The organism is Sesame phyllody phytoplasma (genome assembly GCF_018390775.2).
Classification (GTDB): domain Bacteria; phylum Bacillota_I; class Bacilli_A; order Acholeplasmatales; family Acholeplasmataceae; genus Phytoplasma; species Phytoplasma australasiaticum.
This window is the reverse complement of the sequence record NZ_JAHBAJ020000015.1, coordinates 1-13,859: the sequence shown is the minus strand read 5'-3', so window position 1 is coordinate 13,859 and position 13,859 is coordinate 1. Positions and strand designations below refer to the sequence as shown.

The window sequence follows — 13,859 nt, the reverse complement described above, 5'->3', positions numbered from 1 at the left end:
GAAGTTACGATATAATTCTACATGAAGTTTTAGGTGCGGTTTACAGTTAATTTAAAACTGAGGCTATTATTTAAACTTATATTAAATAATAAGAGTCCTTTAATTTGCCAATTTAATGACTGCTCGGGATGATACAAAATTAAAAATGATTAATAATTTTGTTCCATTAAAGCTTTTCTCGGATTAAATAACAACTTACCGAGTATAGGTTTATTATTACGACGCTTTTTAACCGCTTAGGGATTCACACCTTCTCCTTGACTTCTGGTCTGGCAATAACTTTTTGGTTAGTTGTTTCACCTCATTTTGCTTTCGTGCTTTTGCTGTTATTAATTACTCTTTCGAGATAATTAATCAAGCCCACTTTGCAGTGTTTACGTGACCTTTAGGAATCATCCGTTCCCAAATAATTTGTTAAATTACAAAATTATATGTTTCTTTCGCGCCCTCATTTAAATGATGAGCTGTAACAATATAACGAGTTTGATATTGAACAGCTATTTTTTGCAAATACAATTTCCGAGTTAAACTAGCTTGATTTTGAAAATTTTTATTTCCCAAATTTAATTCAAAATAATAAAAAGGTATTTTACGTAATTGACAATATTCGTTTACTAAAACTTTATCTTGATAAGATCGTTCTCGCTTTAAATGATTAAAATGAACTACAATTATTTGAAATTTTCTAGAATATAAATAATCTAATAAAGTCATAGAATCAACTCCACCGCTAACTGAAATGACATATTTATATTCTCTTTTTAATGAAATAGCTAATGATAATAAAAACATAAATTTCAATTATTTTCCTTAGATAAAAATGATAAACTTAAAATATTCAATTGTTCTTGAGTTACAGTAGCAGGCGCCTGTAACATCAAATCTTGTGCTGTTTGAGTTTTAGGAAAAGCAATAACATCTTTAATATTATCTGTATCAGTCAATAACATAACAATTCGATCTAAACCTAAAGCGACACCACCATGAGGAGGTGTACCGTATCGCAAAGCTTCTAAAAAAAAACCAAATTGTTTATGCATTTCTGCTTCAGAAAAACCTAATTTATGAAATATTTTTTTTTGGTAATCGTATTGATAATTTCTTAAAGAACCGCCGCCAATCTCATAACCATTACAAACTAAATCATATGCACATGCTTTCGCCTCATGAGGATTTTGATCCAAAGTTAAATAATCTTCAGGTTTAGTAAAAGGATGATGCATAGCTTTATATTTATTGTCTATATCATCAAAAATTAATAAAGGGAAATCTATGATCCACAATAAAGATAATTTTTGAGGATCAATTAAATTTAAATCTTTTGCTAATTTATTTCTTAAAAAACCTAAAGATTCATAAGCGTTATAAGATTTTCCCATAGATAAATCAAATACAAAAAAACAATATTCATTATTTGTTAAAAAATTTAATTCTTTATTTAAAGCATTAATAAAGTTACCTTCAATTTTATCATTAATTTTAATTAAATAATACAAATCTAATTGATATTGATTTTTAATCCAACGACAATATTGTAAAATTGTTTTTTTATTTAATAATGATTTTTCGGATAAAAAAAATCTAATACCTAAAATATGCAATTTATTAATCATTTCTGATGATATCAATGATAAATCAAAAAAATTCGTCAAATTTTCTATACATAAATCAAATCTTAAATCAGGTTTATCGGAACCATATTTTTTCATAGCTTGATCATAAGTTAATTTAAAAAAAGGTTTATCGATTTCATAATTTTTAAAATTTTTAATCAAACATATCATAATTTTTTCTACTAAATTCATAATTTCTTCTTGAGACCAAAAGGAAATTTCTATATCAACTTGGGTAAATTCTGGCTGACGATCTGATCGCAAATCTTCATCGCGAAAACAACGCGCTATTTGAAAGTATTTTTCAAATCCAGCAATCATGTATAATTGTTTAAATAATTGCGGAGATTGAGGTAAAGCGTAAAAAGATTCAGGATACAAACGCGAAGGTACTAAATAATCCAAAGCTCCTTCAGGTGTAGATTTCGCTAATATAGGAGTTTCTAACTCAAAAAAACCCTGAGATATTAAAATTTGACGTATATTTTGAGTAATATAATGTCTTTGTAATAAATATTTTTTTTGTTTTTCTTTTCTTAAATCCAAATAACGATATTTTAATCTATGACTTTCATTACTAGTATTTTTATCTTCAATTAATAAAGGTAAGGGTTGCGCTTCTGATAAAACATACAATTGGTTTATAATAATTTCGACATCACCAGTTTTTAAATTAGGATTTTTACTAATTCTTTCCACCACTAAACCTTTAACTTCGACAACAGTTTCTATTGGTATTTTAGATATTTCTGAATATTGTTTATGGTTTTGTTCTATAACTAATTGTATTAATCCTGAAAAATCTCTCAACATTAAAAACATTTTATTACTTAAATTGCGCTTACGAGCAATCCAACCTTTTAAAAATACCTGTTCACCTTGATTTTTTAAATTAATTTCATTATTATTATAGCTATATTTGCTCATTACGATTGTAAAGTTAACTCCTTTTTTAAAAAAGTAATAATATTTTTTAAATTAACATTATAAATTATTTTTGTAGTAGTATTTTTAACTGTCAAAAAATTTTCTTTCAATTCTTTAGCACCTATAAAAATAAGATAATTAGGTTTTAATTTTAAAGCTTTTTTAATACATTTAGTTAAATTAAGTCCATCAGTATTATAAATAACTTCGGCATTAATATTATTTTGGCGTAATTTTTGAATTAATCTAAAAGATTCATAATTGACTGAATAATCAACCGATAACACACATACATCTAATGATTTATAATCAATGTTTTGCCAAAAATTATTATACTGCAAAGCCAGCATTAATCGTTCTATGCCAATAGCAAATCCTATAGCTTTAATCTTTTTTTTACTTTCAAAATGATAAATTAAATCATTATAATTACCACCACCACCTAAAATTAATTCAAAAGGTTCTTCATTAGGTATAGATAATGCAATTTCAAAAACTATATCCGTATAATAATCTAAACCTCTAACTAAAGTCGGATCAACACAAAAATTAATATTTTCTTTCTTTAACGATGATAAAAATATTTCAAATTGATGTTTAATAGATGAATCTAAAAAATTTAAAATTAATGGGGCTTGTTTTAAAAAAATTTTATTTTGACAAATTTTACAATCAAAAATCCTTAAAATATTAAATTGCTTACGTTTTAAACATAAAGGGCATAAATCTGATGAAAAATTTTGCAAATAATCAGAAAAAATTTTAATAAAATTTTGACGTGTTTGCACATTACCCAAATGATTAATTTTAATTTTTGCCTGAGGTAAATTAAAAAAAATTAAAATTTCATTAACTAAACAAAAAATTTCTAATTCAGATAAATCATAATAATTACCTAACATTTCAATGCCTATTTGATGAAATTGACGATATCGGCCATATTGAGGTCTCTCATATCTAAAAAAAGGACCACAATAATAAAATTTATAAATATCATCAAAATTATAAAGTTTATTCTCTAAATAACTACGAACGATACCAGCCGTTCCTTCTGGTCTTAAGACAATTTTTCGACCTTTTTTATCTAAAAATTGATAAGTTTCCTTATTAACCATTTCAGATTGAGGTGTAGCATGATAAAAAATATCATGATACTCTAAAATAGGGGTACGTATTTCTTGGAAATGATATTTCTCAATAATTTTTTTTAAATTTTTTTCTATGAATTGTAAATGTAACATTTCTTCTTGAAAAAAATCTTTAGTACCTTTAATTTTCTTAATATTCATAACTAACTTTAATATCCCTTTTAAACCATCATTGCATACAAAACCCTAAATTCAGTTATTACAAATTGTTTTTATAATATCATATAAATAATATTTCAATTATTCAATAATTATATTTAAAACTTATACTTCATATAATAATTATTAATTAATAATAACTTTAAACATATTTACGCTTTTTATTTTTATAATAAACTTCTTGAATCATTCCTGCTCCTAAACAAAAATCTTCATAATAAAAAGCACATATCTGGCCAGGAACTACCGCTTTAATCCTTTCTTTAAAAAAAATTTTTAATTGTCGATAATCAATCCAATATGCTTTTATTTCTTGCTCAGGTTGTCGATAACGAAATTTTGATTTTAAAGTCATAATATTTGGATATCGAAAATTTTTATAATCTCGCCAAATAACATTAGTAATTAAAGCAGAATCGCTGTATAAATAGATACTATCAGAATTTTGTTCTACATAGAGAGTATTAGTCGCTAAATCTTTTCCTACTACATACCAAGGGGATGAATTACAACAAGGTAGATTACCTAAATTTAAACCTTTACGTTGACCAATAGTATAATAAAACACTCCCAAATGTTTTTTAGGTAAAATATTACCTTTAGTATCCTTAATTAAACCTTTATTAATAGGTAAATAATTTTGTAAAAAATCTGCAAATCTTCTTTCTCCAATAAAACAAATGCCTGTAGAATCTTTTTTATTAGCTGTCACTAAATTTTCTTGATAAGCTATTTTTCTTACCTGAATTTTAGTTAAATCACCTATAGGAAATAAAATTTTAGTTAATTGTTTTTTTTGTAATTGAGACAAAAAATAACTTTGATCTTTATTTTGATCTTCAGCTTTTTTTAAAATCGGATCACCATTTATAACTTGAATACGTGCATAATGACCCATAGCAATATAATCTGGTTTAAATTTACGATTAACATAATCCGAAAAGATAGCAAATTTAATATAATTATTACACAAAACATCAGGATTCGGGGTTAAATTTTGATTAAAAAGTTTTAAAACATAAGAAAAAACTTTATCCCAATATGCCTGAGAAAAATCAACAAAATGACAATTAATTTTTAATTGTTCAGCAATTTTTTGGGCATCTTTAAAATCTTGTATTTGAGGACAAATAGATTGTTTAATAAAAGGGTTTCCTCGGAAATCATAATTTAAACTACTATCCCAATTACGCATAAAAACGCCTTCAACATCATACCCTCTTTTTTTTAAAATAAACGCAGATACACTACTATCGACGCCACCAGATAAACCAATAATAACCTTTTTTTTCACAATAATCTTTTTTATTTTTTCTTCGAATTTAAAGATAAAAATTTTAAATTTAATTTGGAGATTAAATTGGTTTCTGCGCGTTCTAACAAACTATTTTCAAAAATTTTTGGACCTGAAGATGTATAATTTCTTTGATATTGACTTTGATAAAAGCGTTTTAAAATTTGCGAAGTTAAATCTAAACTGCTTTCTATAGAAATATCAAACGTTTTAGATAATAAAAAAGCAATTTTTTCTAAAGTTAAACTATATTTTAAATAATAATATAAAATAAAATCTTTTTTAATAACATGTTCATTATTTAATTGCAAAGTGGCTTGCTTTCTATAAAAAGATTTTAAATTCTGAAATTTTGCAAATATATCATTTCTCTCTAGATGAAAAAAAACTAATTCTGCTATTAAAGTATCTGATAAACCAATATTCAGATTAAAACTTAAATCAAAATTATAAAAACTTTTCGTAAATCTACCTAAACTAATATCAGATAAATTATGATTTTCTAAAAAAATATTAATTCCTGTTTGATCAATTGATAACGAATTATGATTAAATATATTTATATTTTTATTGTTATTTGATAAATCATTATAATCTAATAATGAAGATTTTCTATAATTATCAATTCCTATTTTTTGCAAAAAATCCTGAATTACATCGAGAAACAAAATGTCGGAATCATCTATAAAAACATTCAAATCATTAAATTTTTTGTTGTTTAATTTAAAACTTTGAATAACTACTAATAAATTAATGAAATCATTTAAATTAGGACTTATAGATAAAAAAATTTTACTATCTGGACAAGACGATAATTTATTGCATAAAAATAAACATTGCAAATGATTAGCAAGAGCTAATTGAGAGTTTAATTCGGATTCACTAACAAAAGGTTTAATATTCCATTTTTTTTCAAAAATAAAATCTTTTTCTTCTCTTAAACAAAAATAAGATTTTGGAATTATTATTTTTTTTACTTCAGATATCTGATCTGCATAAGTAGTATCAATTAAACGCTGATGTTTAATAAAATCCATACAAACATCTATAATTAAATTGGTTTCTGAATCAAAAATATCCTTTTCACCTATCAAATTACCTAAAATAGCAGCTATTTTATGATTCGAAAAAACCACATCATTAGACATTTCACTTTTCATACCGTTACTAACATAAAAATAACCACCAATTTGTTTACGAGAGTGATTAATAACAGCCATGCGACGTAATTGCGCTTTACCTAAATGCTCTGTAGAAGCAGATAAATTAAAAATCAAATGCGCCCCTTTTTTGATTAATAAATCACTAGGTGAGTTAATAGTCCATAAATCCTGACAAATTTCTACTCCGAAACACACATTATATAACTCATTAATAAATAAAATACTACCAAAAGGGATTTTTTGATTTAAAAAAATAATTTCTTGCATCTCAGGAATAACATTACCAGAAGTAAACCATCTTTTTTCACAAAATTCTTCATAATTCGGAATAGTATATTTAGGAACAATTCCTAAAATTTTTTGTTGTTGTATAACGATAGCTACATTGAAAATCATCTCTTGCCAAACTAATGGCATTCCTAAAATATAAACTCCTTTAAAAGAAGTTTTCTTAATAATATAATCTAAAGATTTTAAAATATTATTGTTAAAATCATTTTCAAAAAAAAAATCACCAGCTGTATAACTGCTTAAACATAATTCTGGAAAAACCACAAAACTCGCTTTGCTTTTTGCTAAAACACTCAAAATAATATCATTATTTTCATCAAATTTCCCCAAAGTTAAATTGGGATTGGCTAATTCAATTTTTAAAAATCCATTCTTGTACATTTCGTTATTTTAAGTAATCAACCTTTCTAATAAAATGATTTTATTTATCAAGTTTCATTTTTGAATTATTATTTTCAATCAAATTAAATATAACTTTTTTATCCATAATCCAACCCATAATATAAATAGATGATAAGGATAACAAAATTCTTATCATAATCTCCGAAAACATATTAAAAAAATTTATTTGATCAAAACTTTCCAAAATAGATGATAAAAATATTAAAATGCCATCAGTAATCAATAAAGAAATTTTAAAATTCATTCCGTAAATATCTTTTAAAGCTTGTTGAAAAATATCCATACCTCCGGTAGTGAATCCAATTTTTCTAATATTAGCTTGAGTAAAACCTATTAATAATCCGCCTAATATAGAAGAGACAAATAATTTCCAATATTCATTATTCCAAATGATTAAACGATTTAAAAAAATTGTTGATTCACCTAAGATATAAGGCAAAAAATACATTACTATCATTAAAATAATAGCCAAAATAGCACTTTTTAAAATAAATTTTTTGCCAAATATTTTATATCCAATTATTATCGCTAAAACATTATACAAAAACATAAAATAAATCATTATTTTATCCGATATAAAATAAGAATTATTTGTAAATAAGTTGCATAAACGTGCACTCGTTAAAGCTAAACCATCAATTCCGCCTACATTTAATTTACTTCCTAAAGTAAATACAAATATAGTTATTGCTAAAATAATATCATTTACAATCAGTATTAACCATTTATGAAGATTCTGTTTATAAATTTTTTGATCTTTCTTCATATTGTTTGTATTCCTTTTTTAGCAAAATATTTTTAAATAAATTTAAATTTTTAATATAAAAAATTAATTTTTGATTCTTAAAAAAGCATTAATAAAATCATCTAATTCACCATCCATAATATCCATAATTTGAGAACTTTCATAATTAGTACGATGATCTTTAACTTTTTGATAAGGATGAAAAATATAACTTCTAATTTGAGATCCCCAACCAATTTCTTTTTGATCTGATTTTAAATTAGCTTCTTGTTCTTTTTGTTTCTGTAAAGCTAATTGAAATAATTTAGTTTTTAAAATTTGCAAAGCTTTTTCTTTATTACGAATTTGACTTCTTTCATTTTGGCAATTAACTACAATACCAGTAGGCAAATGTGTAATTCGAACAGCTGAATCAGTAGTATTTACATGTTGACCACCAGCTCCACTACTACGAAAAACATCTATTCTTAAATCTTGTTCTTGAATATCGACAGTAATTTCTTCATTAATCTCTGGTAAAACTTCGCAAGAAGCAAAAGATGTATGTCTTTTAAAATTAGCATCAAACGGAGATTTTCGCACTAAACGATGTATACCTCTTTCAGATTTAAAATATCCATACGCATAAACACCTTTAATTAGACAACTAACAGTTTTAATACCAGCTTCTTCTCCTGTTTGTAAATTTAAAATTTCTAATTGGAATTGTTTTTTTTGAGCATATTTTTTATACATTCTAAAAAGCATTTCACACCAATCTTGAGATTCCAAACCTCCGGCGCCAGAATGTAACATTAAAATAGCATTATTTTCATCATAATTTTGATTTAATAAAACTTCAATTTCTAAATTTTTAATATCTTTTTGTAACTTTTTTAATTCTAAAATTAACCACGTTAAATTTTGTGCATCATTAAGCTCATAATCCGAAGATAATAAAGTCAAAGCTTGATGTTGTTTTTGTAAATTAGTAAAATTATTAATTTTATTTTGTAATTGACTAAATTTTCGAGTTACATGCGCAGCTTCTTGTGTATTATCCCAAAAATTTGGTTTTTCCATTAATAATTTAAAAGATTTCAATTGTTCTAACATTTTTTTGATATCTATTTTTTGTTCTAAATTGAATAAAATAGATTTTAAATTATTTAAAATTTGATGAAATTCATATTTTTCCATTATAAATAATTATCCCCTCTGGAAATTATTTTTTTTAATTAATCCCAAGGTTTTTTAATATTTTTTTTAATTTTAATTTTATCTCGATTATTTAATTGTAATGATTCTGTAGGATTTAAATCATCCAACAAATCTTCAAAAAAATTTGATTTCAAAACAATTTTTGTAATATCTTGAGAAATATTATCAATCATACGATTAAAAAATTTTTGTCCTTCTTGTTGGTAAACAGTTAAAGTATTTTGTTGCCCATAACTTAAAAAATTAATACTTCTTCTTAATAAATCCATATCATTTATATGACGTTGAAAATTAATATCAACATTTTTTAATATAATTAATTTAATAATATTTAAGTATTTTTGTATACCAACTGAAGTAAATTTATTTTTTTGCAAATCTACAATATTACGAGCTTTGTTTAAAATAACTGATTCTATTTGAGAATAAGATAAGTCTTTTTGATTATTATCTTCAAAATCTGTTTTTGTTAAAATATTTTTATCAAAAAAATTAATTTCACAATAATGAATTAATTCAACTATAATAGCTTGTTTATCTAATTTTTGAAATTTATCTTGTTTCATCGAATTTACAAAATTTTTAACTTTATTTTTTAAAGTTTTATCCATAATATTCCACAAAATTTCTTCAACCTTATTAGAAGATAAAATTGCTTTACGTTGCTTGTAAATAATATCTCTTTGTAACTGTAAAACAGAATCAAATTTTAAAACAAATTTACGATATTCGAAATTAGAAGATTCAATTTTTTTTTGTATATTAGTGAATAAATTCGTTAAAAAACGCGAAGAAACTGCATTATTTTGTTGATGTTTACTATATTGCAACAAAGTAACTAACTTACTAACTTTATCAGAACCGAAACGTTTTATCAAATCATCTTCTGCAGATACAAAAAATTTAGTATAACCAGGATCACCTTGTCTACCTGCCCGTCCGCGAAGTTGATTATCAATTCGTCGCACTTCATGCCTTTCTGTACCTAAAACAGCTAAACCGCCTAACTCAGCTACACCTTCTGCTAAACGAATATCTGTACCTCTTCCAGCCATATTGGTAGCTATAGTAACAGCACTTTTGTTACCGGCTTTTGCAATTATTTCAGATTCTTTCAAATGATTTTTAGCATTCAAAACTTCATGAGCTATTTTATTTTTTTTTAAATCTTTAGAAATTTGTTCTGAAACTTCCACACTAACAGTACCTATCAAAATAGGTTGTTTTTTAGAATGTCTTATTTTAACTTCTTCTATTAAAGCTTTCCATTTTTCCTTTAAAGTTAAAAAAACTAAGTCCGAAGCATCTTCGCGAATCATTTTTTTATTAGTAGGGATTTGAATAACTTTCATATTATATATACTAATAAATTCTTTTTCTTCGGTTTTAGCTGTACCAGTCATACCAGATATTAATTTATAATTTCGAAATAAATTTTGATATGTAATCGTCGCAGATGTTTCAGTTTCAGCTTTAATAATACAATTTTCTTTAGCCTCTAAAGCTTGATGCAAACCATCACTGAATTGTCGACCTATTAAAGCACGACCTGTAAATTGATCAATAATCACAATTTGATTATTTTGTACTAAATAATCTTTATCTCTTTCCATAATAAAACAAGCTTTTAAAGCATTTTTAATAAAATGTAATAAAAAAGAATTTTGATTACTATATAAATTATTAATTTTAAAAAATAATTCTGCTTTTCGAATTCCTTCTTCATTTAATTCAATAGTTTTAGATTCTAAATCAATCACATAATGTTCAGATTTTAAACTTTTAGCAAAACGATCAGCATCTCTATAAAATTTAATACCAGATGTTACATTATTAGAAATAATCAAAGGAGTTCTAGCTTCATCAATTAAAATAGAATCGACTTCATCAATAATTACATAACCATATTCACGAGTCATTAAAACATTATTGATATCACTTTCCATGTTATCTCTCAAATAATCAAATCCAATTTCACTATTAGTAGAATATAAAATATCACAATTATAAGCTATTTTTTTTTCTTGAATACTTTTATTTTTAAGATTTAAACCTACACTTAATCCTAAAAAACGAAAAATATCCCCAATAACACCTTCTGCTTCACGACGCGCTAAATATTCATTAACAGTCACAATATGAACACTATTGCCTCCTAAGGCATTTAAATATGCCGGCATAACAGCTGTTAAAGTTTTACCTTCTCCAGTCTTCATTTCTGCAATGTTACCCTTATGTAAAACTATAGCTCCTAATAATTGCACATAGTAAGGAGTTATTTTAGCTACCCTTGTAGAAGCTTCTCGAGCTAAAGCAAAAGCTTCTACCAAAATATTATCCAAAGACATTCCTTCTTTTAATTTTTGTTTCAATTTAAGGGTTTCTTTAGGAAAATCTTCATCTTTTAATTGGGACATAATATGACTTAATTTGTCAATTTTATCAGCAACTTTTTTAATTTTTTTCAAATATCTAGCAGAAGGATTATAAAAATTCTTTACAAAGTCTAATATTGTTTGTGCGCATTTTAATATCATCAGATCATAAATCCTTTTTTGTTAAAAATATTTTTTAATAATACAAATTTTAATAAATTCAATAACTACCGAATAATCATTAATATTATTCGAATTAAAAATAAAATTTTAATATATTATTTTTATTAAAAAACATATAAAATATATATTTATTAAATTTTATATAAAAAAAATTATAAGTTTTATCCTATTAATTATATCAAAACTACTAAAAAAAATATATTTTTGCTTAATTATTTAGCAACAAAATCATTATCATTCCAAAAAACCATATTTTAAAATTTACTAATTAAATATTAAACTAAATATTAATAAATTATTAAAACCAATTGAAAATATTAATAATTTATTTTTAATAAATAAAAGAATCAAAATACCTATATTAATTAATATAAACAAAAATAAAAGAGCGCTTTTGTATTTTGAAACAAAAAGCACTCTTTAAAATTAATTTTGCAATTATTATAAAATAATTATCTTAGTGAAAAAAATTAATTTTTACCTATTTTGATTAATTAAAACGTCTTTAATTTCTTTTAAAAGTTTAACTTGTTCATGTTCAATAGTCATTTTATTTTCATTTTGATTTTTTTTACTAAAATATTTTGAAAAATAAGAAACAATTAAATATAAAATGAAAGAAACAGATAAAAAATCAAAAACATTTTGTAAAAAGATTCCGTAATTCAAATAAATATTATTTTTTAATTGCCAATTTAAAGTTTGTAAAGAAGAACCTGTATCGCTAAAAAGATAATTAATAGGAGGCATAATTATGTCAGTAGCTAAAGAACTAACTACTTTAGTAAATAATTGCCCTAATATAAAAGCTACTGCTAATTGAATAATATTACCTTTATTAATAAAATCCTGAAATCCTTTTTTAAATTCTTTAACTTTATTTAAATTAATGTTTTCAGATGACATCTTTAAACCTCTCTTTTTTTAATAAAATTTTTTTAAATACAAAAAAATAACAATATTTCTTAATATTTTATTATATATTGTATTTTTCAAAGATGTTTAAAATTTATTAACTAAATATATTTTAAAAAAACATTTAACGAATATAAAAATAAAAAACCTTTAATTTTAACTTTCAAATTAGAAAAATTTATATTATAGTGAAATATCCGGATATATTTTAAAATAAAAAAATCAATATGTCAAATAATACAAAAAATATAACTATAATGACATAGTAAATAATAATAAGTCATTATTAAAATATAATTTAGCACAAAAATGAAAATAAAAATATAAAATATTTATTAGAGTAAAAAATATATTTTAGAATTGATAACATTTAATAATAAATTTTTTATTTATATTTATAAAATTAATAAATAAGGATATAAAACCATGGAAAATATTGAAACACAATTTGCAGGTATTACATTATTTTGGATATTATTTATATTATTAACAATTTTATTAGCCTACTTTTTTTATAAATGGGGTTATTTTTGCGGGTTTAATAATAAGAGTATTTTTTTTCCTTTAATTTTATCTTTTTTAACTGTATTTAGTGGAATTATTTTTGTATTTATAGGTTATCAAGTAGGAATAATAAAAAAAAATAACAACAAAAAATAAAAAAATAGATAGATACAATGAATAAAAAAATAAAAATTTTATTGATAAATATATTCGAAAAAACAAACTACAAAAAATTTAATTCCAATTTAACAATCTATTAATAAAATTATAAAAATCAACTTATTAGTTGATTTTAATGCTTTTTTGTCGATGACTTTTATTTAATAACCTTTATTAGTAATGATTTAATTAAATACTTAATAGATATTGTTCAAGTTGTTCATTTTGCATTAATTTCTTATTTGATAATTTAATTGAAAAGGTCGATTATCTTTAATAATTGCGCATTAATCATTTACTCATCTAACTACTAAAAGGTTCTTTACTCTTAGTAATAATAACTTTTATCTTATGATTGATTAATTTAATAATTTTGCTTTGCGAATTATCCAATTTACTCTCAATTTATACCTTAACACGTTTAGGGGCAGTGATCGTTTTGATAACGGTGAAATTCCAGGTTTTCATTGATAAACTATTTAATAAGAAGTTAATATATTGATATAATTTAGACTACTAGATTTTTCAGTAAGTAGCGATATAGATGTTATTATATTATATCTTCATATTCACCCTTGTTCATATTATCGATATATTTTTAATTTTATTATTAAATAATTTAAAATAAAGTTTTTTTAAAAAATAAAATTACTTTATTCATATCAAGATTTTTAGGTTTTAAATTTCCTTGATTATTAGAACACATAAAATTATCACAATACCATTTTTTTAAATATTGATACATATCTAAAGATAATGAATCGTATAAATTATTTTGATT

10 protein-coding genes are annotated in these 13,859 nt (G+C 23.2%); 1 reads left to right on the top strand and 9 read right to left on the bottom strand.

The features are described 5' to 3' along the window. Positions 1–414: 414 nt before the first annotated feature. The 9 genes from KHD59_RS02070 to mscL all read right to left on the bottom strand — a co-directional run bounded on the left by KHD59_RS02070 (position 415) and on the right by mscL (position 12,406). A complete protein-coding gene (locus tag KHD59_RS02070) occupies positions 415–792 on the bottom strand; it encodes an ATP-binding protein (RefSeq protein WP_213680481.1) in 378 nt (125 codons plus the stop codon). Positions 793–797: 5 nt separating this feature from the next. Continuing rightward, positions 798–2,540 carry an aspartate--tRNA ligase gene (gene aspS, locus KHD59_RS02065; protein ID WP_213680482.1) on the bottom strand — a complete coding sequence of 581 codons (1,743 nt, stop codon included), beginning with the start codon at positions 2,538–2,540 and terminating at the stop codon, positions 798–800. Then, the gene (gene hisS, locus KHD59_RS02060; protein WP_213680483.1) at positions 2,540–3,829 is read right to left on the bottom strand and encodes a histidine--tRNA ligase; all 1,290 of its coding nucleotides are present in this window, start codon (positions 3,827–3,829) and stop codon (positions 2,540–2,542) included. Before hisS ends, aspS begins: the two co-directional genes overlap by 1 nt. Before the next feature lie 160 nt (positions 3,830–3,989). Beyond that, positions 3,990–5,141 carry a tRNA 2-thiouridine(34) synthase MnmA gene (gene mnmA / locus KHD59_RS02055; protein WP_238120327.1) on the bottom strand — a complete coding sequence of 384 codons (1,152 nt, stop codon included), beginning with the start codon at positions 5,139–5,141 and terminating at the stop codon, positions 3,990–3,992. A gap of 11 nt (positions 5,142–5,152) precedes the next feature. Continuing rightward, entirely contained in the window at positions 5,153–6,976 is a 1,824-nt protein-coding gene (locus KHD59_RS02050) for a nitrilase-related carbon-nitrogen hydrolase (protein ID WP_213680484.1), read from the bottom strand. 40 nt (positions 6,977–7,016) lie between these two features. Beyond that, a complete protein-coding gene (locus KHD59_RS02045; protein ID WP_213680485.1) occupies positions 7,017–7,763 on the bottom strand; it encodes a YitT family protein in 747 nt (248 codons plus the stop codon). A 63-nt stretch (positions 7,764–7,826) separates the two neighbouring features. Further along, the gene (prfB, locus tag KHD59_RS02040) at positions 7,827–8,921 is read right to left on the bottom strand and encodes a peptide chain release factor 2 (protein ID WP_004995362.1); all 1,095 of its coding nucleotides are present in this window, start codon (positions 8,919–8,921) and stop codon (positions 7,827–7,829) included. A gap of 38 nt (positions 8,922–8,959) precedes the next feature. Further along, positions 8,960–11,479, bottom strand: coding sequence for a preprotein translocase subunit SecA (gene secA, locus KHD59_RS02035; RefSeq protein WP_215905406.1), 2,520 nt, complete (start codon positions 11,477–11,479; stop codon positions 8,960–8,962). Between the two features lie 498 nt (positions 11,480–11,977). Beyond that, positions 11,978–12,406 (bottom strand): large conductance mechanosensitive channel protein MscL, encoded by a 429-nt coding sequence (gene mscL / locus KHD59_RS02030; protein ID WP_004995365.1) that lies wholly within the window; start codon positions 12,404–12,406, stop codon positions 11,978–11,980. Positions 12,407–12,841: 435 nt separating this feature from the next. Between mscL and KHD59_RS02025 the strand changes: the two genes are divergently transcribed. Next, complete coding sequence (locus KHD59_RS02025; protein ID WP_213680486.1) at positions 12,842–13,075, top strand: hypothetical protein; 234 nt, start codon at positions 12,842–12,844, stop codon at positions 13,073–13,075. Positions 13,076–13,859 lie beyond the last annotated feature (784 nt).